Source organism: Aquimarina sp. AWH4_224 (genome assembly GCF_056160245.1).
This window is the reverse complement of sequence record NZ_JBSWWU010000003.1, coordinates 203935-228259: the sequence shown is the minus strand read 5'-3', so window position 1 is coordinate 228259 and position 24325 is coordinate 203935. Positions and strand designations below refer to the sequence as shown.

The following is a 24325-nucleotide window of genomic DNA, read 5'->3' as shown; positions in this document are numbered from 1 at the left end:
AAAATCAAGCAACAATAAATGACATCATATCAAGGGAAACAGGAAATAAAACAACTTGAAAAAAGAAAAGGTGGATATTTCTATTTGAAAATTGATTCAGATATAATAAATCAATTCAATAGAAAACGAGCAACACGAATGATTTGCACCATTGATCATATTGTTTCCTATCGCTGTGGTTTGAATCACTTAGGAGACGGGAATTTTTATATAATCGTTGCAGGGAAATACCTTGAAAAGTTAAATAAAGAACTTGGAGAGGAAGTGAATTTTAAAATTGACGAAGACCCTGATCAACTGGGAGTGGAAGTTCCCGAAGTTCTAACTGTATTTTTAGAACAAGATATAGATTCAAAAGCCATTTACAATAAATTGACCGATGGAAAAAAGAGATCGCTGATCTACAGTTTTAATAAGATTAAAGACATGGATAAACAAGTGAAAATTATCATGAACTTTTTGGACACAGAAAGGCTCAAAATGAAAAAATAATACACCTAATAAAATGTAAACCACATTAAATGTAGTTTAGCTAAAACATTGTGTAGAACTAAAACTAACGTAAATGAGTAATGTGAACAACATCCGGCTTTTAGTGAGAGGAGATGATATAGGATCTTCACACTCTGCAAACTTGGGATGTATTAGATCTTACACCGATGGAATTGTGAGAAGTTTGGAGTTAATGACTGTTTGTGCTTGGTTTGAAGAAGCTTGCGCCTTATTAAATCAGCATCCAAATGTGGATGTTGGAATACACCTTACATTGACATCGGAATGGGAAGGTGTTAAGTGGAAACCCATCACATCAGCCCCAAGTTTGATTGAAGATAACGGTTGTTTTTTTCCGATGCTCACTGGTGAGAAGTACTACCCAAAAAAAAGGTCACTTTCCAATAACGATTGGAAAATTGTTGATATTGAAAAGGAGTTCAGAGCACAAATCGAACTAGGACTCAAAAGAGTAAAGCAAGTTTCACATTTAAGCTTCCATATGAATTGTCATATGTTGGATTCTGAAGTAACGAATCTTTGTGTAAAGCTGGGAGAAGAATACGGACTTTCTAATTTAGAAATAGGTGCTCAAGATATTAAGCAAATTAGAGGATATAAAGGAATAATTGACCATGAAGAAAGAATTGATAAGTTTATAAGCTCATTACATGAATTAAATGAAGGAGACTATCTTTTTATAGACCATCCTAGTTTAGATAGTGAAGAAATGAGAGCTACAAGACATAATGGGTATGAAAATGTGGCAGAAGATAGATTTTCATGTTTGAAAGTACTTACAGATCCTAGGGTCAAACAAACGATCGAGGATTTAGGAATTGAATTAATCAGTTATGCAGATATGAAAAAGAAAACTTTACATGACGACAAAGCATAACCACGATAAAAAACTGATGGTCACACGAAACCGTTATATACAAATCACAATAGAAAGAAATAAATGACTCAGAATATAAATATGGCTGTACTAATAGACGGTGACAATATTCCATCGGCCAATGTGAAAGAAATGATGGAGGAGATTGCCAAATATGGTAATCCAACAATTAAAAGAATCTACGGTGATTGGACGAGACCAGGCTTGACTAAATGGAAAAATTTGCTATTAGAAAATGCGATTACTCCAATTCAACAATATGGATACACAACAGGAAAGAATGCAACAGATTCTGCTATGATAATAGATGCTATGGACATTCTTTATAGTGGAAAAGTTAATGGATTTTGCCTTGTTTCTAGTGATAGTGATTTTACGCGTTTGGCTACACGACTCAGAGAAGCAGGAATGTTAGTTATCGGAATAGGAGAGAAAAAAACACCTAACCCGTTCATCGTAGCATGTGATAAGTTTATTTATATAAAATTCTTAGGAAACAATCTGAAGATAAAACAGATGCGAAAGAAACCATTAAATCTTCAGTAGATAAAATCACCAATAAAGAGATTAACTTAATTTCATCTTCAATCAATGATTTATCAGATGAGGAAGGATGGGCTTTCCTTGGAGATGTTGGAAGTTTGATCCAGAAAAAACGCCCCAATTTTGACTCAAGAAATTATGGATTTGAAAAACTCACGCCACTTATTAAATCAATTAATAAGTTTGAAATAGAACAACGTGAAAACCCTAAAGGACGAAGTAAATTGATTTATGTTAAGATAAAAGAAAAGCGAACAACAAGGGCTAAGAAATCCTAAGAATATAGTTCATTAGCCGAGTTTTACAAAGCTTTGTTATCTTTAGGGCTATTGCGAGACCTAAGTTAAGCATTTGTCGATGACAAACTATACACAACAAGACCAAGGCCAGATGCTCTTGAGATGCTGTGCGTGGTCTCAATTAGTAGATATTAGAAATGATTGATTACTCTATTCAAATTGAACGTATAAGATCTAAGCTATTACTGGCTGCCAAGGTGGACAAGGATCTTAAAGTTTTTGGAGCAAGTAATCATAAGTACAGTATCCATAAGCCAGCTAGTATTAAGGAATTGGATGCTTTTGAAAGAAAGTATTCAATTGACCTTCCTGACTGCTATAAATCATTTGTATTAAAAATTGGAAATGGAGGGAGATCCTACTCGAATTCTGGAGCTGGGCCTTTCTATGGGATTTATCCATTGGGAAAAGGTGTGAATGAACTTGTTTATGAGAACACAGAAAAGTATATCAAAAACGAGTCGATACTTTATCCTAAAATGAGCAATAGTGATTGGGAAAAAGTAATTGAAAAAATAGAAGATGATAATATTTCGGATAACGATTATGAAAAAGAACTAGGTAGAATATTTGGAGGTATTTTACCAATTGGAACCCAAGGATGTTCATATTTACATGGGATAATTCTTAATGGTGAGCATAAAGGTAAAGTAGTAAACATAGACCAAGAACTTCAAAAGCCACGCTTCACTTTTGAAGATAATTTTCTTGATTGGTACGAAAGATGGTTAGATGAAATTATTTCTGAAGATTTGTTGATAGCATCTCCATCTTGGTTTGGATATACCATGGGAGGTTCTGAGGAAAAATTACTAGAAGTATACAATCATGGATCCAATGAAGAAGTTAAGGTGGATGCCCTCCATGGACTATTAAAAAAGAGAACGTTAGATTCTTTTACTCTAAACTCAATCGATAAGGCTTATCCCAATACTACGAAAGAGAATTCTCTGTTACTACTTCAAATACTAGTAAAGCATAAACATAAAAACTGGAAAGAGTATTTAATCAAACTTGGAGAAGTAGACCTCCTAACGGTGTTCCAATATATTTTTTGGTACGATAAATCCAACAGTGAAAAATGGAAAGAATACATTGCCAGTCATATAGATCGAATAACTAATTCTGAAACATTTCTATTTTGTACATACTTGCTTCAAGAGTGTAATTTTGATTATGGGGATCTTATTCAAGGGTTTATTAAAAATGATGACGAGGATATTAGATCAACAACAGTATACGCTCTTGGTCAACTAAGTAACAAAAAAGACTATCTGGAGACTTTCATTCTTGGGCTGAATGATAGCTCTAACAAAGTTATTCACTCTTCGCTACAAGCCCTTTCTGGATTGAAAAACAAGAAATTACTTATTCATTATAAGAGGGTAGCAGATCGTTTTCTTGTAGAAGAGGATTATATATTATCGAATCTTAAACAAAGACTTTCAGAGTTTAAACTTAGTTTAAATTGGATTAGAAAAAATGATCCGAGTAAAATTCAATTAAAAAATGACAAAAAGTGGTATCAGATATGGAAATAATGTGTACTAGCACAAGATAAAATGTTTTCTAACGCATTTTACACGAACGCCTAGGTCATAGTCTAAAAAACTTTGTAACACCAGAGGATAATTCGGATCTAAGCTCAAAAAAACAAATATGAATCAACTTGGCGAAAAATACTCAGAGGAAAAAAATATTGAACTATTGAAAGCCTCATTAAAGGGAGATAAGAATGCATTAAATGAGCTAATTGCCATTCATAGACCTTACATTTTTAATGTGGCTTGGAAATTCTCTTTTAACCCACAAGATGCAGAAGACTTGACACAGGAAGCACTGATAAAGGTAATTACTAAATTATCTCAGTTTAATTTCCAAAGTCAATTTAGAACCTGGCTTTACAGAATTGTATTCAATGAATTCTTAAAATCAAAAAGGCGTAGTGGAGAAAAGCAGTTCACTGATTTTGAGAGTCAGGGAAAACGATTAGATTCCATACAACACACTCCTTTTTTAGATGCTAAGGAAGAGGCAGAGTACGAAGAATTAACAAAAGAGGTTCGATATAGATGTTTATCAGGAATGATTATGTGTCTAACTCGTGAGCAAAGATTATTATTTATTGTAGGAGAAACATTTGGTGTTGATCATAATCTTGGGGCTGAAATATTTGATATAAGTAAAGCTAATTATAGATTAAAATTACATAGAGCAAGAAAAGAACTTATAAACTTTATGCAACAAAAATGTGGATTGATGAATCCCGAAAATCCATGTAGGTGTGGTAAAAAAGCTAAGACCATGCATAAAAATGGTTATTTAACAGAAGACCAGCTTTTTTTTAATGTAGGCTATAGAATGAAAGTAGCCGATTACGCTGCAAAAAACAGTGAAATTGTTGCAGATCTTGTTGACAATAAGCACCTTGAATTATTAAGAGACACTCCTGCCAAAGATAACTTTAATAAGGAAACAATTGTGGATGAAATTATTGGAGATAATGAACTGCTCAACTATTTTGAATTGAGTTAAGATATTAGACCAAGCTTTAAAAAGCCCGTAATTCTATGAGTTACGGGCTTTTTGTTTTCTGTTTTGTAACACATCAATTGAAATTGGATCAAAAGGGAAATTTTAAATCAATTTATATGAAACATCCTAAGGTAAACGAGAGTTTAAAAATTGAAGCTCCTGCTTCAGAAATCTGGAACAGAATCAAGTACTTTGATAGGGTAGAAGATTATGCAGGAGGAATGATTACCCATAGCGAAGTAAAAGGAAATGGTGTAGGTTGTGAAAGAACTTGTACCATGAATTCTGAACAAGGGGAAATAACAATCAAAGAAGTTATTACGGAATTTAATGATTCAGAAAGGTACTTAAAATACTTAGTTCAAAACCCACCAATGCCTGTTACTAATATGGAAAATAGTATTTCCGTAAAAGAATTGATCAATGGAAGCGAAGTCACTTGGCAGAGTTTTTTTGATACTGATGGCTCACAGGATCAGGAAATTACCTCTATGCTTCAGGGCATGATACAAATGAGCTTAGAAGGAATTAAAAAATTGTATTAAATTAAAATTACATCAAAAATGAAAAATCTATTTTTAGCGACATTAGTCCTTTTGCTTAGTCTAAATTTAGCCACAGCACAATCAATGGGCGAGCCAAAAGTTCAATTCAGTAAAATTATAAATAAGTCTGCGGATAAGTTTTGGGAGACAGTGAGACAAATTGACAAAATTGACAAATACTCATCAAATGTTGCAAGAGTTGAATGGACTGGAAATATCGGAAGGGGAGGTCAAAGGGTATGTTATACGCCGGATGGTAAAGGCTACTTTAAGGAAAAAATTGTAGCTTATAACGAATCAACGAGAAGTTTTTCATATTCCTTGTTAGAAGGAGCACCTGTAAAAGGTATGGTAAACACTATTCAAGTAGTTGATCTCGGTTATGGCAAATGCGTATTTGTATTTTGGTCTCATTATGATAAGTTTATTAAAAACCCTCAAATGACACAGGAACAATTTCATGCATTTATGAATAGTTCTCTAGAAGAAATGACTGAAAAAATGGCTAAAGATTCATAAACTGTAGTGGCTAACATTGGGAATAAGTGATAGCGGTTTCGTTGTAAACGTTAACCGCTATTACACTTAATGCAAATACATTATATAAAACCAGTAGTTTAATCTAAAATTAATTCTTTGACAATACGTTGACTGCCGCCTCCAATTGCTGATCTCTTCCTGTAATAACAATTGCTGGGTCTAGCGCAACTTTAACATCCGGTTCTAATTGTTGATTTTCAAGATATTTACCTTTGGTGTCGATCATCCCAACCATAGGTATCCCGAACCGAGCCCCATTTTGTAATCGTTCCCACCATACTGCGGTGCCTGTTCCAGGTACCGGCATTCCTACGAGCTTTCCGATTCCCATTGCTCGATAAGTAACAGGAAACAAGTGAGCATCAGAGTAATTACTTTCACTCATCACTACAACCGATGGCTTACTCCATTTAAATTGAGGTTCTGATCCTAAATTTTGACCTCTAGGTCTAAAATCTAAATAGTTTTTTCCATTTAGAAATGTGGCAAGATCGTCATGAAGCCAACCGCCACCATTGAATCTCGTGTCTACAATTAATCCTTCTTTATCATAATGTTTTCCTAGTGCATCATCATATACTTTTCTAAAGCTAGCATCGTTCATTCCGCGAACATGCACATAACCCAACTTACCTCCAGAAAGTTGTTCGACAAGACGATTACAATTTTTAACCCATCTTTCATACAGTAGTTGGCTTAATGCTCTCCTGCCAATTGGTTTTACTGTTTCCATCCACGTTTTTTTCGATTTAGGATCATATATTGTGAGCAATGTATTTTTACCAACCTTGCGATTAAGGAGTGGGTAATAATTCATGTCCTTATTGATTTTTACCCCGTCTATGGCTTGTATGATGTGACCAGCCTTTGATTTATTTTTTTTATTTTCTAAAGGACTCTTGTCTATAATTTCAATAATCTTCAGGCCATCACCAGTGTAAGAAGGATCCAAGAAGATTCCTAACGAAGCGGTTTGATCTCCATTTGGTTTCGAATCTCGATAACCTGCACCTGTATGAGAAGCATTTAGTTCACCCAACATCTCGCTCATTAGCTCTGCAAAATCAAAATTATTATTGATGTCTTTCAGTTTAACAAAATAAGCTTCTTTATAAAAATCCCAATCTACGCCCTGCATATCTTCACGGTAAAACTTCTTTTTGGTTTGACGCCAAATGTGTTCTGCTAAGTAAGCACGTTCTGCCATTTCATCAAGTAACATTTCGCCTTTAATAGAAATACCTTCAGCCTTTCCTTTTTTCAGATCAACTTTACTTATTCTACCATTAGATAATATGTAAAGGTTTTCTCCTTTAGGCCCCATTTCCATATCTCCTGGGTTTTTTGCATTTAAAGAAGTCAGGATTTTTGTTTCTTTAGTACGGAGATTAGTTTCCCATAGATTGTAACCTTTCTCAAATTTGGCAAGGTAATAGAGCATTTTACCGTCTTTCGAGACAATTGCTGCTCCAAGATCAGAAGAATGCGTTGTCAGTCGAGTAATTCTATCTTCTCGACCATCAAGCTCAAATTCAATGGGGGCTACCTTTTTTTCTTCGTCCTCACCTTTCTTTTTATCTTTTGGTGTGTTCTTATCATCTTTTGAATCCGTATCCTTCTTCTCTTCAGACATTAACTCTGATTCAAGTTCTGTTAAATTGAAATCATCCCATGCAGATTGCGTTAAAAACATCCCATAAAAGTCCATTTCACTTCCCCAACTCGCATGATTTTTCATTCCATTTCTACTCGAATACCAGGTAATCATTTTTCCGCCCATCATCCACTGTGGGATATTTGCACCATACCCAGTAGGAACTATATTAATAACGGGGTCTTTGCCAGATGCATTGACGAGTCCTGCCTGATCTATCCATTGTCCATCTCTTAAATAATTCACCAAGAACCATTTGCTATCGGGAGACCACTCATAAAATTGATCTCCATCGGCATAGGAATAGTTATTATTACCGGGCATGATCTCACGCACCTTCTTACTTTCTAGATTGATGACTTTGAGATTGGTGCGTTCTTCGAGAAAAGCAATTTCTTTACCATCAGGAGAATAGCTCGCTTGAAAAGTTTCTGAATCTGAATTGAGAATGATTTTCTCCTCTAAAACTGTCGAATTAAAAAAGAACTTTTCTTCTTCACGACTTATTGAAGTTTCATATAAATTCCAGCTTCCGTTGCGTTCACTAGCATATAATACAGATCTCCCATCTGGACTAAAGGATACGCTACGCTCTTGTTCGGGAGTACTAGTAATTCGTTTTGTGATCCCATCCTTAATAGAACTAACAAATACTTCACCACGTTTAATAAAAGCTATTTCTTTTCCATTGGAAGAAACAGCAAACTCACTAAGGTTGTCATTTACGGATACTGTTTTGACAGGTAAATTGCGTAAGTCCGAACGAATATCTATTTCTACAAGTTGAGGTTCTGCACCTTCAGTTTGTAAAAATATTCTTCCGTGATAACCATAACAAAGCTTACCATCTGAAGCTATACTGAGATGACGAACAGGATGCTTGGTGAAATTTGAAATTTGTTGAGCAGCTCCTCCAGTAAGACTTGCTTTGTGTACGTTAAAACTACCTGAAGATTCGCTCAAGAAGTAATACGAACTTCCATCTTTTGCAAAAACAGGATTCATGTCTTCTCCGTTAAACGCACTAAGTTGTGTATATGCTTTGGATTCCACATCATATTTCCAAATATCCCGGGTAACGGATGATGTATGGTGCTTTCGAAGCGGGTCTTCATATCCTTTTGAGTCTTGAAAAAGTAACGTCTTTCCATCATTGCTTATCTTGGTATTGACTGCAGGAGTGGTCAAAACTTGTACAACTCTACCTCCAGTAATTGGGACCTGATATAATTCTGGTAATACACCAGATGGAAATTGTTGATTGGTATGTAAATCTAAACGTGACGATGAGAATAACACAGAATTACCATCAGTACTGAAATCGCTTGGACTATCATTAGAAGAGTGAAATGTTAGTCGTTTAGCGGTGCCTCCTTTTGACGGCATAACGAAAACATCAAAATTACCATGCCTGTTTGAAGCAAAAGCAATTCGAGAACCATCAGGAGACCATACAGGCATATGATCATAGCCATCATTTATGGTAAGAATAGTAGCTGTTCCACCAGTAGATGGTACCGTGTAAATGTCACCATGATAGCTGAAGGCTATCGTTTTACCATCAGGCGATATGGCTGGAAAACGTAGCCATTGAGAACTTTCTTGAGCAGATGAAATTTGGATTGAAAAAATAAAGGCAAAAAACAGAAAGATGGATTGTCTCATAATAAAAATATAAGGTATTCTAATTGTTTGATTCGTAAATTTGAGTAAACTTTAAAAATTAAAGTAAGCACAGCTACGTGTGTATCCAATTACTCTTGTTAGTGCTTATCAGAGAAATCTTTGTTAGAATTTTCTCTTACTTGTTCTTGTTTACTAAATTAGATGCTAAACAAGCAAATAATTATGCATAAGTTGTTAAAAAAACAATAAATTATAAGTCATGCCAGAAGTAACAGCAAAAAAGAATGAGCAAGTCGCAAAAATGAATTTCGGATCTATCTATCCTCATTACCTCAAAAGAATAGAAAAGCATGGTAGGACCAAAGAGGAGCTCGATCAGGTTATTTTGTGGTTAACGGGTTATGATCAGGCTACATTAGCATCTTTTATTGAGGGTAACGGAACCTTTGGAGATTTTTTTGAAGGAGCCCAAATGCATGAAAATGCAGACATGATCAAAGGGGTGGTGTGCGGATATCGTATTGAAGAAATACCTGAAGAATTTGCCTTGTACCGAGATTGCAGACGTATGGAAAAACTGATTGATGAATTGGCAAAAGGTCGTAAAATGGAGAAAATTTTACGGGAAGAAAAAAAGTAGAAATCAGTCCTGATAATAAATACATTGTTGCCCTAAGAAGATTTTTTATTAAAAACGTTTAGTGCTAAGTTGCAAAAATGAGTAGAGCCGAAATCAAACAATCTTATGAATTAAGTACTTTTCAATGTAATCAAGCTATAAAACAATCTCTGGCCCATACATTTGGGTTAGATGGACTTTATAGTGGAGAGCATACTATTAGAAATAAAAAAGGTTGGAGAGACAATGAGCTAGTAGTGGATTATATTTGGATTGCCAAAATAAGCAGATCATTCATAGGTTTTGGAGGGTTAATCACCATAAAATTTAACCAAAATGAGTTTCGAGGTATTAAAAACCCTGAAAAACTAATTCAAGGGATTTTTCTTTATGACTCAAAAGGAAAAATAAGAGAACTTTATTTTGAGGAACAAATAGAAGGAGTTAATGATCCCGTTTATAAGGTAAATAACCTCGAATTGTTTACAGCCAATAAAGGAATAACCATTGACGGAGTATCCTATGAATACCATGTGATTGCGAATAATATGGAGACTCAAATTTTTGTTAGTAGTCCCCAAAGTGAACACTGGAAAAATTGGGAGAACAAGATTTGGAGTATAGGAAATATGCTTGCTCAAAAGACTGATAATGAAGAAATGAAACAACTTTTTAAGTAAAGTGTGGAAATTATTGATAATTTGTATGATAGGGGTTTTTCATTTGTGACGTAAATACAACATACAAGAAATGCTATAGTAATAAATTAGGATATGAAAAAATACAATTATGTAATATTAGTGTTGTTGTTAATACTATTTATTGGCTTTTTCTTTCTTAAAAACGAATTTGACAACATTCATGTTGATTTAATGTCAGATGGACAAGCAGGAATAGGCAAGGGGATTATCGGGATATTAATTTTTGGAATAGGAGTAGTTTCATTTGTGATTTCAATAGTGACCGGAGTACTATTAATTTTTAAGAGAAATAGTAGGAGTCAATTTAGTTTTCTAAACTTATTTACATCTTTGTTGTTACCTATTGTGGTCTTATCTTATTTATTCTTTTAAAAAAACATTTACGACAAATTGTATGATGATTTACAGCAGAATTTCTGATAATGATATTCGTACACATTGGTTATCTTTAGCAAAACCAGAAAGCATTCGTGTGCTTTCTTGTATCAAAATTTTGTATAAAAATGTTGCAGACAATCGTTTGATAAGACTGTAAATACCAAAAAAGAAAGCTTGTCGAAAAAATAAAAATGAATAGGAACTCCATAGATAATCATTTTGTATATGGTATCATATGACTTCTTTAAAGTGATATTGCTTGTGGGAGTTGTTCAAGGCTTTATCACAACAATTCTGTTGTTCACGCTTCAACCTAAAATATATGCGAATCGCATCCTAGCATTTCTCATCTTATTCATCTCTTTAGCTTGTCTTAATTTTTATTTATTAGAAACGATAACACATTTTACTCCCTTTTTAAAAGTGTTATCAGCAGTAATTCCTTTGATTCTAATTATGCCGCTTGGCCCGCTTTGCTATTTCTATGTTAAGGTGATGTTGTATCCAGAATTTAGATTGACTAGGGTTAATAGAGCGCATTTTTACAGTACAATAATCGATCTCATTCCTTATGTTGGGGCCACGACACTACTTCTTACAAGTTATCTTGGCTTTATTACCTCAAAAAGTAACCTTTTATGGGGGAATTATATCGACGTCTATTTTATGTATTCTGATATTCCTCGTTGGATATCATTAAGTGTTTATCTATGGTTTACCTACAAATTAATGAGCAATTTCAGGGCTACAAAAAAGGAATTAGTAACCATGCGTTGGACAAAACGATTTACCTTGGGCATGTCGATTTTTGCGGGACTGTGGTTATTGCATTTGATTCCGTATTTGATTCCTTCATTATCTACAAAGTTATTGGCGCACGTTGGCTGGTATCCTATTTATACACCTTTGGTTATATTAATCTATTGGGTAGGGATCAATGGCTTGATCATAAGCGTAAAAACAAATCATAAAGGGCATAAGAAATTAGATGGCAACAAAGTCGATCAAGTTGAAATTGCTTTGAAAAGTGCTATGGATAAAGATAAATTATACCTTAATCCCGAATTGAAACTTAGTGATGTTGTGAAACATATCGATGTGCCTCAAAAAACAGTTTCTGCAGTTTTAAATCAACATTTAAACAAGTCCTTTAACGAGTTCGTGAATGATTACAGAATTGAAGAGATAAAATCTCGGTTGCTGAATGAACATTCTCAATCACTAACGATTACGGGTATAGCATATGAATGCGGATTTAATTCTCAAGCAACATTTCAAAGAGTGTTTAAAAAAGTAACGGGGATTACTCCAAAAGAATTTCAGCAAAAATTTGCGGTACCCGATAGAAATTGACTCTCAAAACTAGATTTGAGTAGACTCAAGGTGTGTTTGATTGCTTTATTTGCCAAAAGATAAAATATGAAGAAATTACTATTGGCCATTCTGTTCGTAACATACGCCACAGGTTACTCTCAAACTCTAGAGACAAGGATTACTAAGGTAGAAAATGGGCTAAACCTTCAAAGCATTGTAAACTCAGAACAAAGTATCATCAAGTCTAGTATTATCAAGCGATTAGAACAAAACAAAATACATGGTGCAAGTGTAGCTGTAATTAATGATGGGAAGATTGAATGGTTAAAGACATACGGCATTAGGGAATTTGGAAAATCTACCCCAGTAACAAAGGAAACCTTATTTCAATGTGCCTCCATTGGTAAGATGATTACTGCACTTGCAGTTTTGAACTTGGTTGAAGATGGAAGAGTTGATCTGGATGAAGATATAAACAACAAACTTAACCGCTGGAAATTCAAGGAGAACGAAATTACAAAAAAACAAAAAGTAACCCTTAGATATCTACTATCGCATTCGGCTGGGTTTACGGATGATTACGGCTTTTTGGGCTATAATCCGAAAAATGAAATCCCCAATTTACTTCAGATTTTGAATAATGAACCTCCAGCCAATACCAAAAAGACATTGGAGGTTAAAACTTTACCAGGTAAGATTGAAAGATATTCAGGTGGCGGTTATCTTATCCTTCAATTGCTGATTGAAGATTTGAGTGGATTGTCATACGCAGATTACATTCAGCAGCATGTTTTTGACCCTCTGGAAATGACGCATTCTACTTATGAGTATCGCCCGGATAAGAATCTTGGAGCTTTGATTGCAACGGGACATCTTTCCAATGGAAAAACATTGAGAAACAGAAGATATAACATTTATCCAGAGCTTGGGGCAGCAGGCCCCTGGACAACCGCCGAAGATCTGGCAAAGCTGGTTATTGGGATTCAAAATAGCCTACACGGAGCATCAAACTCGATACTAAGCAGTGAGGCAACTCGCGAGTTTCTGAGGGTACAGATAAACAATAAAGGGCTGGGGGTGAACCTAAAAGGAATCGAAAAACCAAAAGCTTTTTGGCATGCCGGACAGAATTTGGGATATACCGCTTTGTTGTATGGATTAATTGAAAAAGGAGCGGGAGCGGTTATTTTGCTAAATTCAGATGGAGGAGAGCGATTAATGCAAGAATTCATTACCAGTGTCGCCCGTGAATATGAATGGCCTGTTATGAAGACGTATAGAACTCTTCAAATTTCACCAGAATTGCAATCAAAGTTAGTAGGTAAATACGAGAATATCGATAGTACTCAGCAACTATCAATTGAGCAAAGAAAAGGGACGCTTTTTGTCAAGTCTTCTGGTTCAAAAAAAAGATATCGGTTATATAGAATTGAGGAGAACCGCTATACGTTTCGAAATTCTCAAGACTATTATAAACTTTCTTTTAACTTTGAAGATGATATTGCCAAACTGGTATACTCTGAAAGTGTTGGTAAAACTATTGAGTTAAAAAAAATGGAATAACAACACGCAACACCATGTAAAATGCAGTAAAACGCATTTTACATCAAGTGCTATATAAAGTTTTAAAAAACCAAGACTACAGATTAAAATTTCAATAAAAACAATGATTGACGCTTTTAAAAAACGTATTGATTTTTCAAATTTTTGGGTTAGAAATATCGTTATCATTGTAATCATTTCTGTTGTGGCTAATCATCTTACCGAGCCAGAAAATTTTCCGTTTAACAAAGACTACGAGTTTCCTTTACTTCCTATTGTAGTTTCCATCATTTCGGGAGGCTTAATCATTCTTATTGGCGGGATTAATTTTAAACATTTTGAAAATAAGTATTTCAACAACAAAATTAATACACCTATAGTATTGCGTTTTCTTTTTTCGACTTTAGGATATATTACTATCCTATATCTCATTTTATACTTTGGTCTAAATGGAATGATTAATGGAATCGAATCCTATAGCATATATCATTTGCTTACAGGACTATCCGTCAGTCTGCTCATCAGTGCAATTGGAATTACACTTTTATTTTCGACAGATATTTATAGACTTCATAGGCTTGCCTCAATAAAAGGAACACTTAAAACGCAACAAGGTGGTAAAATAACCTTGATTAAGTATGGGGATATCGCTTTTATCTATAGCGAAAACAAGATCGTATATATTGTAAAAACTGATGGTACTACAATTATTACGGATTTCACTTTAAATGAAGTAGAAAGTAAAATCAATGAACAAAGTTTTTTTAGAGCAAACAGACAGATCGTACTTCATTCTCGTTCTATAGAACAAGTACAATCCATAGAAAATGGAAAACTATCTGTACTGCTGAAACCTGCCATCGACAACCAAAAAACTTTTCAGATAAACATTAGCAGGTATAAAAAACAAGAATTTATGACTTGGTTTGAGGGCAAACTATAAAATGCAATGATTATTCAGAGGTTATTTTGATACCATTCGGTAAAAATCAGCAGTATATACCTGTTTATACGGCTTTATCGCTTTTACTTCGCTTAAAATTAAAAACGATAAAAAATGAATATCAAGACCTTTTTAACTACAAAAGCAACCCCTGTAATCGCTATTGTTCTTTGCTGTCTATTATATCTATCCGGATATTTTCAAATCATCATAGCAGCTTTAATCATATTAGTAGCAAGTGCTGTAGAGTATAAAAAAGATATGTTTAGATCTTTAGGCTTTCAACGTAAAAGAATCAATATAAAAAGCCTATTGATACTAGCTCCAATTTTGGGTGTAGTTCTTTTTCTTTTTTATTTCTACCTTATGGTACCAGGTGCTGCATATCTTACGGGGCAACCTATAGACTTTTCTGTATTCGAAGTGTATAAAGGAAACCTGCCTGCTACAATGACTTTGTTGGTCTTTATATGGGTATCGGCAGCATTTGGTGAAGAAATTGTGTTTAGAGGATATTTGATGAGACAGTTTACTAAGTTTTTTGGATCTGGTAAAATTAGCCTTATAATTAATATCCTTCTCTTTGGGTTTGTTTTTGGTTATATACATGCATATCAAGGGATAACTGGGCAGGTTGTGGCAGGTGTTACCGGGATGCTTCTCGCTATTATTTTTCATTTTCGTAAGAACGATTTATGGTTTACTATTGCGGTTCACGGATTTGTCGACACTGTCGCTCTTGTCTTTATGTATTACGGTTGGGGGTAATCGCTAAGAAATCGTAAGATCTTTGTGAAAAGAGGTAGTTATATTTTCTATATTGTAGGATATATGGTTACCTTTTGAAACTATATAAATGCGTTAGCATTAATTATTAAGATGAATTTATCGCTATACATATTATTACTAATCCCAATTTTTTGTTCCTCTCAAAGGAACGGAACAAATCCGATAAATGAGAATTTTTTAGAAAATAAATCACTATTGATAAAAATTGAATATCAAAAGCAAGGAGGGTGTGTAGAGAAGATAATTGGAAAAATTCGTATTAAAGTTCATGATGGAGATGTATTCTTCTCTCACTTTAATTATTCAATGCTAACAGGAAAAACCAATACCGAATCATTCACGTTCCAGGATAAAGGAGTCATTAATTTAGTTTCTGAAATGGAAACTGCATCAATAGACTTACCTATGTGTGGAGGGATTGACGGAGGAAGCACATTTGTTACATTAGATATTAATAGCCAGAAAAATGAATTTGGATATTGCTTTTCTGCAGGAAATGGATTGGATGAAATGATAAATGAAATAAGGAAATACAAAAAACAATAATGCTAACATTATATATAAAATCAGAGCCATTTAGTATTAAACCGAGCGGTCATTTCCTATTTTGCAAAGGCGCTAAATTTATCTGCGTTTGGTAAGAAATAAAAATGTGCAGATTGATGAATTGGTTCTGGTATGTTTACCTTGTTCTGATTCATATATTTGGTATCGACAAACATTCCCAATGTCTTGTTAAACAAGTTAATTTCCTTGTTCTAAATACAAATTTTGAAGAATTTTCGCACTATAAATGAGTCTGATTCAAAATTAAACCAGGACAATGAAGATTAAACTAGTTATATTTCTACTACTAGCCACAAGTCGATTCTCTGCACAAAATTCAATTGAGAATTTTACTATAAATTCAGAGTACATAGATGAAACTCGAACCGTTACAGTAGCGTTACCCAAAGAATATAAAAACTCAATAAAAAAATATCCTTTAATACTGGTACTAGATGAAGGATTATTATTTAACACTACAAGTGCAATTGTTAATCATTTGAGCAACACATCAAGAATGCCGGAATCCATTGTGATTGCGCTTGGTTCAGGAGGAAAACATAGAAACCACTTTGCGCCAAATCTTTACAATAATCATCGAAATAGAATGTATAACTACGGCAATCATCAAGATGAATTTGTCAATTTCTTGGAACTTGAATTATTGCCATTATTAGAAAAAAAGTATCGCGCTGCTGATTTTAAAACTTTTATTGGGTTTTCGCCATCATCAGTCATTGGGCTCTACACCTTATTAAATAAACCTAATTTGTTTCAAGCTTATATATGTTTTGCAGCGGGTAACATTATTGGGGATGGTTATAGCAAAGACAAACGATTGATTGAAGAGTTGGCTGCTCTTTACAGTAAAGATAAAATAAAACAAAACTTTTTGTATGTAGTATCTGGCAGCAAGGATGCAAGTTCTCAACCCTACATAACTACAAATATTAATGATTTCAACGATAAATTATCCAGATTCAATTCTAATACTATCCATACAAAAGCCCAGACAATTCTAGGAGAAGGACATACTGATGTTATTTTACCAGGTTTAATTACTGCTTTCGATTTTATATTTCCAAAAGAAAAGTGGCTTATCGATTACTTGGATTTAATTGAGAAAGAAGGTACGGCTAAAGAGAATATTGTATCTTTTTATCAAAAATTATCTGAACAATATGGGTTCGATATTTATCCAAATACAGACAGATTATATAGTATGAGTTGTCTTAAAAATGTGGGTAGAAGATTGTTAGGGACAAAGAAAACTGAAGAGGCTATCGAACTTTACGAATACTGGACAACATTATACCCTCAATCACACTTGGGATATTATTTTTTGGGTATGTCGTATAGGGAGAATCAAAAATTATTGAAAGCTACTACTGCTTATAATAGGGCTATTGAGCTAGCTTTAGTTCAAAAAAGTAGTGATGTAGATTTGTATAGAAAGTCTTTGGAATCGTTAAAACAAATTAAGCAATGATCAACCGCATAACTAAATTCTTGGTATCGGTGTTTGTTATACTTCTTAGTAGTTGCAAAACTGAGCAATCGAACACGGAAAAGCCAAATACAGAAAAGGAGGGTTCTTTAATCAAAGAACGTTATTATTTTGGTCAAAAGCCACCTGGTTTAATACCAGAAGTTTTTGCTCCTGGCCTTGTTTCTATGGATGGAAGGTTTGAAGGTACCGTTTCGTTTTCTTCAGAGTTGAATGAAATGTATTTTGCGGCTGAAAATAAAGAGGAAGAGGCATCTATCTATTTTTCAAAACTGAAAGATGATAAATGGACTCCTATAAAAAAAGCCAATTTTACGAATGGTAAAAAAAAGGAAGAAATGCATCCATTTGTTAGCCCCGATGGTGAGAGGATTTATTTCACTGCGATGGACTCTGCTTTTGCAGACGAAAAGATTTGGTATGTCGACCGTTTAGACGATTCTTGGAGTGATGCAACACAGCTTGATTCGCCCATAAATGACGATATGGTATTTTTCCCAAATCAGGCAAAAAACGGAGATCTTTATTATTTCAATTTGTCAAAATTCAAAACGTATTATGCGCCTAATAAAAATGGTAAATTTCCGGAAGTACAGGAAGTTGCACTTGAATTTGGTCATCATGCTTTCATTTCTCCATCGCAAGATTACATTATAGTAACAGCAAATAGCGATCTAGAAGATGGAAGAAAGGATAATGATATGTATGTTTATTTTAAAGAGAAAGATGGAACATGGACAAAACCTAAAAATCTTGGAAATACAATAAACACTAGTTTTAATGAAAAAGCTCCAAGAATCACTCCAGATGGTAAGTATTTATTTTTTGGTAGGGATGAAAGAGATATAGAACCAGGACTATCAAATATCTATTGGGTAAGCATAAAGGTTGTAGAAAACCTAAGGCCAAAAAAAAAGTAAATGAACGAAATCAGAAAGTTTATTGAAAATATAACTCCAATAACAGATTCTGATTGGCAGTTTTTCTCTTCAAAGTTGCAAGAAGTAACGCTCAAAAAGAATACTCCTCTGTTGCAATCTGGAGAGGTAGAAAATCATTTGTGGTTCATAGAAAAAGGAATCGTTCGATTTTATATTCCTGGAGAGGAAGTTGATTTGACTTTTGGCTTTTTATTCGAAAACGAATTTGTTACAGGTTATGATTCATTATTAACACAAACCCCCTCAGAATACCAAATTGAAACATTGACAGATACAGTTTTGTGGAGAATTTCCCATCAAGATTTAGAAGAAGTCTATGAAAGAACAAGTAGTGGGAATATTATCGGACGAAAAATGGCTGAAAATATGTTCTTAAGAAAATCAAAGAGAGAACTTTCTTTATTAAGTAAAACGGCAGAAGAACGATATTTGGATTTATTTTCAGACAGGCCAAAACTACTGAAGCAAATTCCATTAAAATATATTGCATCGTATATCGGTGTAACTCCACAGGCACTAAGCAGAATTAGAAGACGCATTACTTAACTTGGGTTCATTGTTTTTACTTCGGTGTTTTCTAACCTTTGTATTTCAATAATTCCAAAAGATATGAAACCACTAATTGTTTTATTACTCAGTTTTACGATCTCCATTTTTGCAATCAAAATCATTAAAAAGGAGTATGATTTTGCTTTATCAGCAAGAATTGCAATGTCAGTAATGCTTCTATTTACAGCGGTAGGTCATTTTGTGTATACCAAAGGAATGTCAATGATGATTCCTAGCTTTATCCCTTTTAAAGAAAATTTTGTCCATCTCACAGGAGTATTTGAAGTTATTTTGGCAATTGGTCTACTGATCCCCAAACTAAAAATGATAAGTGGCTGGGCCTTGATTATCTTTTTGATATTAATGTTGCCCGCAAATATTTATGCTTCAATACAACAGGTCAATTATCAAAAGGGAACATTTGATGGTAATGGACTTTCTTATTTGTGGTTTAGAATTCCATTGCAATTTCTATTTATTATTTGGACTTATATGAGTTCAATCCGAATGTAGTTTCAAGTAAAGTGAGTAGTTACTATTGTATATGGAAATAGCGGGCATAGAGTTATAATTAAAGTTGGTGTTTAGAATCTTGCAACTTTTTGTATACTAGATCGTTAAGATAGATAAGGTAGTTGTTAAATTCAGAACATCAAAAAATAAATCACATGGATCAATTAATTATTTACTTAACGGTTTTGTTTTTTTCATTTCATGTTCAGTCTTTTGGACAAAAAAACGAATCCATCGAAAAAAGGGGGATGAAGGTACAATACACAGTTGGAAAAGAATTTGTCAATTTTACGATGACAGCTCCAACCGATGGATGGGTGGCAATTGGCTTAAATCCAGAGAATAAATTGGCAGGGAGTAGTTTTTTAATCGGAAGAGTAAAAAACGGTATTGTCGAAATAGAAGATTTTTATACCAGAAGTCCGGGAGACGTTCCCAAGGTAAAAGACTTAGGAGGCAAAACAGCGGTTAGCAATATTAGCGGGAAAGAAAATTCTAACAGTACAGAAATTATATTTGACCTGGAAAGATTCCCCGATAGTAAATTTCACCATCAACTCGAAACAGGTAAGAAATTCTTTATGCATATTGCATATAGCCAGGATGATGATTTTGCGCATCATTCTTTTATGAGAGATAAAGTCACAATTACTTTTTAGGTTATAGAAAGTAAAAGATATACAAAATAAAAACTGTGGGACAGCTTATCAGGTATACCAATGCAATAACCCACATTTTATAGTAAACCTTGGGTATGGCAAAAGCGAATACATAAATTCATTTCAATTTTGCTCAATTGCGATCCATAGATTAAACAATAGTGATAATTATTAATACATCTAATAAGTCTCATTAAAAGGTTTCATCGTATATTCCAAAGAAATACCAAACGAAATCATAGATTTACTAAAAAAGATATGATTGAAAGAAAACATATAAATTTAATTCTCGCTATAGAGAAAAATGGGTCATTGAATAAAGCATCCAAGGAATTGAATTTAACCCAATCTGCACTCAGTCATCAGCTCAAAAATTTGGAGGATTCATTAGCGATACAAATTTTTTATAGAAAAGGGAATAGGTTGTTTTTTACAGAAGCTGGACATGAATTAAGAGAAAGAGCAGAAAAAATATCAATTGACCTACATCAACTTGAGCAAAAGCTATTAGAAATTAAAGAATCCAAATATAATCGATATGTTCATGGCTATAGTGAAAGAGAAGCTAAACGATTATTAGACCAGGCATCTACAGTATCAGAATATTTGCACTATGATTCAGTGTGGGATCAGAATTCAACAATTTTGGAGGTAGGGTGTGGAGTTGGTGCTCAAACAGAAATAATTGCGCTAAAAAACCCTAAAGCAAAAATAACGTCTATAGATATTTCAGAAGCATCGATAAAAAAGGCTAGGTCCAAAATTAAAAGCCTGGGAATAACTAATGTTGAATTTAAAGTAAAAGATATAAGGAGTTTAAACTCAGAACAGAAATTTGATCATGTTTTTATCTGTTTTGTTCTGGAACATATAAATAATCCCATAGAAATTCTAAAACATGTAAAAAAGTTGATAAAACCAGCAGGTACAATAACAATCATTGAAGGTGATCATGGATCGACCTTATTTTATCCTGATAATTTATTTTCAAGAAAAGTGATTGAAGGGCAAGTCAAACTACAAGAAATTAGAAGAGGTAATGCAAATATAGGTCGGGAACTATACCCTTTATTAGTACAATCGGGGTTTAAAGATGTAGAAATTAGTCCTAGGCAAATATACGTGGATAATAGTAATCCTGAACTGGTAGAAGGATTTATAAAGAATACTTTTACAGCGATGATTCAGGGTGTTTCGACAGAAATAATATCAGAGGGAATTATGAATAAAGAAGAATTTGAAAAAGGAATTACCGGATTACTAAGAACGACGAAAGAAGATGGGGTATTTAGCTATACTTTTTTTAAAGCTAAAGGAAGGCGATAAAGAACTGCTACTAATATTGAGTATGCGACCGGTCAATTAAACATCATCATATCACATACCTGTAATCTTGTGTGCTACATCAAAAAAAACCTTATTTTTAATCACATATCACCATAGCGGTATTGAAAACATTAACAGCAACTAGAAGTAATAAAATCTCATAAAGTAATACAGAAAAGCAATGATAGACACTTCCCTTAGCTCATCAAATTTTTATTTTTTGCTAGCGGTATTTCAAGGAGTTTTATTGGCATTGTTTATCATTTTTCTAAAACCCAAGAGAAAACCCAATATATACTTGGGAATTCTAATACTTTTATTTTCATCTGCTCTTTTGCAATCGGTTTTAGAGTCTTCTATTCATGCTTTCAACTCAAAATACCCAATACCTTTAAACTTTAGTTTTTCCTACGGTCCTTTGGCATATTTACATATTCTACATATTAAAGATCCTCTGAGGTCCTTTCGTTGGAAAGATCTCATCCATTTTGTGCCTTCCTTGATATTCGACGTGTTATTTTTTACCATTTCCTTTCTGTTTATAAGAGCAAATATGGATTGGGCTTATGACAATATTCCACTCATACAAACCATTGCACTAATCATGGCGGCTATCGGGATGATTCAATTAGCTATTTATTCCTATTTCATTTATCGGGAATCAAAGGATTCCAATCAAGTACTCAAAGAATTTAAAAAAGTAAAAAGGTGGCTCTCTATATTGATTATTTCCTGGTCTTTGATCATCGGGTTTCTTATGATTGCTATCCCCATAGGGCTTATTTTTATCAAAAACCTTGATGATAATTCACAGTGGTTGTATAAGCCTTTAGGTGTTATCAAGGCACTTTGGATTTATGTACTTGGTTATTTGTATCTGATAAAATATGTCAAATTTATCGGAAACTATATGGACAGAGTCTTAAAATTTGACTTTTCATTAGCCGAACTTATCTTTAGAAAAAATGAACTCCTTGAGCTGCTGGAAAAAGAAGAGCTATATAAGAATCCAAAAATTACTCTGACCGAATTCGCAGGTCATCTGGGTTGGCCGATAAATAATGTTTCCAAAATAATTAATGAAACCTTGCAAACCAATTTTAGTGATCTTATCAACAAATATAGAGTGAATGCTTTTAAAGAAATAAGCGCACAACCTGATAAAAAGAAATATTCAATATTAGGTCTGGGTCTAGAAGTTGGCTTTAGCTCAAAAGCATCTTTTTATCGAGTTTTTAAAAAAGAAACAGGTATGACACCTTCAGAATTTATTAAATCTCAAGAATAAGAAGTCTTATATGATGATCTGAGACCCTCTCTATTTTCATGTTTTAAAACTCCATGCCAACTTTGGAAAAAATTAAAAGACATGAAAAAACAATTTGTAATGATTATTCTTGGGTGCATATACGCATCTTGTTTATTTGGCCAGGTAAAACTCGTAGACGTTACCCATAAAGTTATTAAGGTGAGTGAAGAGGTAAACGTTGATGCACAGTTTGGTTATCTGGAAGTGCCAGAAAACAAGAACCAAACAGCTAGTAGAAAAATCAAGGTAAAGTATGTTTGGTTAAAAAACAGGTCTAAAAACACTGAGCCGCCTGTGGTTTTTCTTGATGGCGGGAGCGGAGTCAGTACATGGCAAGCAGACAGTCCTGAAGACTTAGCAGATTGGATTGAACTCTTGAAAGTAAGAGACTTGATTTTTATCGATAGACGCGGAAGCACGGATGAATCACTCACTTATATCTGGTCCGGTGAATACCCTGAAGACTTTTTTGTTTCAGAAGAAGCTGCAAGTATTCATTACCAACAAATGATAAAGGAATCCTTGGCGACATTTAAAAAACGTGGTGTAGATGTAACGAGTTATACCATTGAAGCACATGCTAATGACGTAAATGAATTAATGACCGCTTTGAAAATTAATCGATATTCAATTTTTGGTTTCAGTTTTGGGTCGCATATTGGGATGACTGTTATGCAACTTTTTCCAGATCGTGTAGAGCGTGCTATCTTTTCTGGAGCAGATGCTCCAAATCAAGCATTTAACTTTCCCCGGTATTTGGATGCTCATATCGAGAAATTAGCAACACTAGTCAATGCAGATCAAAACGTAAATAAAGAAGTACCCGATTTCAAAAAATTAGTAAAACGAGTTATTGAACAACTTGCACAAAAACCTGCAATCGTTACTATCAATAGTCCTATAACCGGAAAAGAAATGAAACTCAAAATTGGGGCGTACGGATTAGGGGTAATCTTACGATTAGATATTGATGACTATACTGATATTCCGGTATTACCCAGACTTTTGTATAGCATAGAAAAAGAGGATTATGGGATGCTTTCGTGGTTTGTGCAAAAACGCGTGGCATTTAGCCTTGCAATACCAGGGGGTGGAATTAATCAGCAGCTAGCATCGGGAGTAGGTAAGGAACGAAGAATGCAAATTTCAAAAGAAGCAGAAAAAAGCATGTTCGGCAACGCAGTAAATTTCCCCTTTAATATAGCTCTAGGGCATTGGCCGGAAAATACATTGTCTTTTGACTCTTCTATCCCAATAGCTTCTTCAATTCCTACTTTATTTATTACGGGAACCTTGGATTGCCGCACGCCTATTGAACAGGTAGAAGAAACAATGAAAGGATTTAAAAATGTTACACATATCAAGGTGGAAAATGCCGGACATGAACAAGCCCATTGGAACTCAAAAGTAGTAGATGAAATCATTCCTTTATTTCTGAAAAGAGAAAAAGTTGATGCCCAAAAGACATATTATGGAGATATAAAGTTCGTAAAAGTTACAGGACCAAGTAATAGTCATCCTTCTATTCGGTGAGTTTACATTATGCAAGAATTTAAT

22 protein-coding genes and 1 pseudogene are annotated in these 24325 nt (G+C 34.0%); 22 read left to right on the top strand and 1 reads right to left on the bottom strand.

Annotation, left to right across the window (positions count from 1 at the left end; translation table 11 throughout):
• Nucleotides 1-18 precede the first annotated feature (18 nt).
• The 7 genes and pseudogenes from ACXAGJ_RS07095 to ACXAGJ_RS07065 all read left to right on the top strand — a co-directional run bounded on the left by ACXAGJ_RS07095 (nt 19) and on the right by ACXAGJ_RS07065 (nt 5831).
• Complete coding sequence (locus ACXAGJ_RS07095) at nt 19-492, top strand: DUF1905 domain-containing protein (protein WP_474838422.1); 474 nt, start codon at nt 19-21, stop codon at nt 490-492.
• Nucleotides 493-565: 73 nt separating this feature from the next.
• The gene (locus ACXAGJ_RS07090; protein WP_474838420.1) at nt 566-1390 is read left to right on the top strand and encodes a ChbG/HpnK family deacetylase; all 825 of its coding nucleotides are present in this window, start codon (nt 566-568) and stop codon (nt 1388-1390) included.
• Between the two features lie 63 nt (nt 1391-1453).
• Nucleotides 1454-2211, top strand: a pseudogene (locus ACXAGJ_RS07085) (NYN domain-containing protein).
• A gap of 158 nt (nt 2212-2369) precedes the next feature.
• The gene (locus ACXAGJ_RS07080; RefSeq protein WP_474838418.1) at nt 2370-3773 is read left to right on the top strand and encodes an SMI1/KNR4 family protein; all 1404 of its coding nucleotides are present in this window, start codon (nt 2370-2372) and stop codon (nt 3771-3773) included.
• Between the two features lie 118 nt (nt 3774-3891).
• The gene (locus ACXAGJ_RS07075; protein ID WP_474838416.1) at nt 3892-4767 is read left to right on the top strand and encodes an RNA polymerase sigma factor; all 876 of its coding nucleotides are present in this window, start codon (nt 3892-3894) and stop codon (nt 4765-4767) included.
• Between the two features lie 116 nt (nt 4768-4883).
• Nucleotides 4884-5312 carry an SRPBCC family protein gene (locus ACXAGJ_RS07070; protein WP_474838414.1) on the top strand — a complete coding sequence of 143 codons (429 nt, stop codon included), beginning with the start codon at nt 4884-4886 and terminating at the stop codon, nt 5310-5312.
• Nucleotides 5313-5330: 18 nt separating this feature from the next.
• Nucleotides 5331-5831, top strand: a complete 501-nt coding sequence (locus ACXAGJ_RS07065) for an SRPBCC family protein (RefSeq protein ID WP_474838412.1) — start codon at nt 5331-5333, stop codon at nt 5829-5831.
• A gap of 109 nt (nt 5832-5940) precedes the next feature.
• Here the strand turns inward: ACXAGJ_RS07065 and ACXAGJ_RS07060 are convergent, their stop codons facing one another.
• A complete protein-coding gene (locus ACXAGJ_RS07060) occupies nt 5941-9171 on the bottom strand; it encodes a S41 family peptidase (RefSeq protein ID WP_474838410.1) in 3231 nt (1076 codons plus the stop codon).
• Between the two features lie 220 nt (nt 9172-9391).
• Here ACXAGJ_RS07060 and ACXAGJ_RS07055 point away from each other — a divergent pair, with 220 nt between their 5' ends.
• The 15 genes from ACXAGJ_RS07055 to ACXAGJ_RS06985 all read left to right on the top strand — a co-directional run bounded on the left by ACXAGJ_RS07055 (nt 9392) and on the right by ACXAGJ_RS06985 (nt 24301).
• Nucleotides 9392-9772 (top strand): DUF2200 domain-containing protein, encoded by a 381-nt coding sequence (locus ACXAGJ_RS07055; RefSeq protein ID WP_474838408.1) that lies wholly within the window; start codon nt 9392-9394, stop codon nt 9770-9772.
• Nucleotides 9773-9849: 77 nt separating this feature from the next.
• Nucleotides 9850-10431 (top strand): hypothetical protein, encoded by a 582-nt coding sequence (locus ACXAGJ_RS07050; protein ID WP_474838407.1) that lies wholly within the window; start codon nt 9850-9852, stop codon nt 10429-10431.
• A gap of 624 nt (nt 10432-11055) precedes the next feature.
• The gene (locus ACXAGJ_RS07045; RefSeq protein WP_474838405.1) at nt 11056-12183 is read left to right on the top strand and encodes a helix-turn-helix domain-containing protein; all 1128 of its coding nucleotides are present in this window, start codon (nt 11056-11058) and stop codon (nt 12181-12183) included.
• A gap of 66 nt (nt 12184-12249) precedes the next feature.
• Nucleotides 12250-13707 carry a serine hydrolase domain-containing protein gene (locus ACXAGJ_RS07040; RefSeq protein WP_474838403.1) on the top strand — a complete coding sequence of 486 codons (1458 nt, stop codon included), beginning with the start codon at nt 12250-12252 and terminating at the stop codon, nt 13705-13707.
• A gap of 103 nt (nt 13708-13810) precedes the next feature.
• The gene (locus tag ACXAGJ_RS07035; protein ID WP_474838401.1) at nt 13811-14629 is read left to right on the top strand and encodes a LytR/AlgR family response regulator transcription factor; all 819 of its coding nucleotides are present in this window, start codon (nt 13811-13813) and stop codon (nt 14627-14629) included.
• Between the two features lie 114 nt (nt 14630-14743).
• Nucleotides 14744-15397, top strand: coding sequence for a CPBP family intramembrane glutamic endopeptidase (locus ACXAGJ_RS07030; RefSeq protein WP_474838399.1), 654 nt, complete (start codon nt 14744-14746; stop codon nt 15395-15397).
• A 111-nt stretch (nt 15398-15508) separates the two neighbouring features.
• The gene (locus ACXAGJ_RS07025; RefSeq protein ID WP_474838397.1) at nt 15509-15964 is read left to right on the top strand and encodes a hypothetical protein; all 456 of its coding nucleotides are present in this window, start codon (nt 15509-15511) and stop codon (nt 15962-15964) included.
• A 277-nt stretch (nt 15965-16241) separates the two neighbouring features.
• Nucleotides 16242-17453: an alpha/beta hydrolase-fold protein gene (locus ACXAGJ_RS07020; RefSeq protein WP_474838395.1), complete on the top strand. Its 1212-nt coding sequence runs from the start codon at nt 16242-16244 to the stop codon at nt 17451-17453.
• The gene (locus tag ACXAGJ_RS07015; protein ID WP_474838393.1) at nt 17450-18391 is read left to right on the top strand and encodes a TolB family protein; all 942 of its coding nucleotides are present in this window, start codon (nt 17450-17452) and stop codon (nt 18389-18391) included. The genes ACXAGJ_RS07020 and ACXAGJ_RS07015 overlap by 4 nt, the downstream gene beginning before the upstream one ends.
• A complete protein-coding gene (locus tag ACXAGJ_RS07010; protein ID WP_474838391.1) occupies nt 18392-18958 on the top strand; it encodes a Crp/Fnr family transcriptional regulator in 567 nt (188 codons plus the stop codon).
• Between the two features lie 63 nt (nt 18959-19021).
• Nucleotides 19022-19474 (top strand): DoxX family protein, encoded by a 453-nt coding sequence (locus tag ACXAGJ_RS07005; protein WP_474838389.1) that lies wholly within the window; start codon nt 19022-19024, stop codon nt 19472-19474.
• 155 nt (nt 19475-19629) lie between these two features.
• A complete protein-coding gene (locus tag ACXAGJ_RS07000) occupies nt 19630-20133 on the top strand; it encodes a DOMON domain-containing protein (RefSeq protein WP_474838387.1) in 504 nt (167 codons plus the stop codon).
• A 258-nt stretch (nt 20134-20391) separates the two neighbouring features.
• Entirely contained in the window at nt 20392-21459 is a 1068-nt protein-coding gene (locus ACXAGJ_RS06995; RefSeq protein ID WP_474838385.1) for a methyltransferase domain-containing protein, read from the top strand.
• 181 nt (nt 21460-21640) lie between these two features.
• Nucleotides 21641-22747, top strand: coding sequence for a helix-turn-helix domain-containing protein (locus tag ACXAGJ_RS06990; protein WP_474838383.1), 1107 nt, complete (start codon nt 21641-21643; stop codon nt 22745-22747).
• A gap of 81 nt (nt 22748-22828) precedes the next feature.
• Entirely contained in the window at nt 22829-24301 is a 1473-nt protein-coding gene (locus ACXAGJ_RS06985) for an alpha/beta hydrolase (RefSeq protein ID WP_474838381.1), read from the top strand.
• Nucleotides 24302-24325: the final 24 nt, after the last annotated feature.

Coding starts and splice junctions, on each gene's coding strand:
- ACXAGJ_RS07095 (WP_474838422.1), top strand. CDS start 19: ATGACATCATATCAAGGGAAACAGGAAATAAAACAACTTGAAAAAAGA.
- ACXAGJ_RS06985 (WP_474838381.1), top strand. CDS start 22,829: ATGAAAAAACAATTTGTAATGATTATTCTTGGGTGCATATACGCATCT.
- ACXAGJ_RS07090 (WP_474838420.1), top strand. CDS start 566: ATGAGTAATGTGAACAACATCCGGCTTTTAGTGAGAGGAGATGATATA.
- ACXAGJ_RS07015 (WP_474838393.1), top strand. CDS start 17,450: ATGATCAACCGCATAACTAAATTCTTGGTATCGGTGTTTGTTATACTT.
- ACXAGJ_RS07080 (WP_474838418.1), top strand. CDS start 2,370: ATGATTGATTACTCTATTCAAATTGAACGTATAAGATCTAAGCTATTA.
- ACXAGJ_RS07020 (WP_474838395.1), top strand. CDS start 16,242: ATGAAGATTAAACTAGTTATATTTCTACTACTAGCCACAAGTCGATTC.
- ACXAGJ_RS07025 (WP_474838397.1), top strand. CDS start 15,509: ATGAATTTATCGCTATACATATTATTACTAATCCCAATTTTTTGTTCC.
- ACXAGJ_RS07060 (WP_474838410.1), bottom strand. CDS start 9,171: ATGAGACAATCCATCTTTCTGTTTTTTGCCTTTATTTTTTCAATCCAA.
- ACXAGJ_RS07065 (WP_474838412.1), top strand. CDS start 5,331: ATGAAAAATCTATTTTTAGCGACATTAGTCCTTTTGCTTAGTCTAAAT.
- ACXAGJ_RS07035 (WP_474838401.1), top strand. CDS start 13,811: ATGATTGACGCTTTTAAAAAACGTATTGATTTTTCAAATTTTTGGGTT.
- ACXAGJ_RS07075 (WP_474838416.1), top strand. CDS start 3,892: ATGAATCAACTTGGCGAAAAATACTCAGAGGAAAAAAATATTGAACTA.
- ACXAGJ_RS06990 (WP_474838383.1), top strand. CDS start 21,641: ATGATAGACACTTCCCTTAGCTCATCAAATTTTTATTTTTTGCTAGCG.
- ACXAGJ_RS07050 (WP_474838407.1), top strand. CDS start 9,850: ATGAGTAGAGCCGAAATCAAACAATCTTATGAATTAAGTACTTTTCAA.
- ACXAGJ_RS07045 (WP_474838405.1), top strand. CDS start 11,056: ATGGTATCATATGACTTCTTTAAAGTGATATTGCTTGTGGGAGTTGTT.
- ACXAGJ_RS07000 (WP_474838387.1), top strand. CDS start 19,630: ATGGATCAATTAATTATTTACTTAACGGTTTTGTTTTTTTCATTTCAT.
- ACXAGJ_RS07040 (WP_474838403.1), top strand. CDS start 12,250: ATGAAGAAATTACTATTGGCCATTCTGTTCGTAACATACGCCACAGGT.
- ACXAGJ_RS07030 (WP_474838399.1), top strand. CDS start 14,744: ATGAATATCAAGACCTTTTTAACTACAAAAGCAACCCCTGTAATCGCT.
- ACXAGJ_RS07070 (WP_474838414.1), top strand. CDS start 4,884: ATGAAACATCCTAAGGTAAACGAGAGTTTAAAAATTGAAGCTCCTGCT.
- ACXAGJ_RS07055 (WP_474838408.1), top strand. CDS start 9,392: ATGCCAGAAGTAACAGCAAAAAAGAATGAGCAAGTCGCAAAAATGAAT.
- ACXAGJ_RS07005 (WP_474838389.1), top strand. CDS start 19,022: ATGAAACCACTAATTGTTTTATTACTCAGTTTTACGATCTCCATTTTT.
- ACXAGJ_RS06995 (WP_474838385.1), top strand. CDS start 20,392: ATGATTGAAAGAAAACATATAAATTTAATTCTCGCTATAGAGAAAAAT.
- ACXAGJ_RS07010 (WP_474838391.1), top strand. CDS start 18,392: ATGAACGAAATCAGAAAGTTTATTGAAAATATAACTCCAATAACAGAT.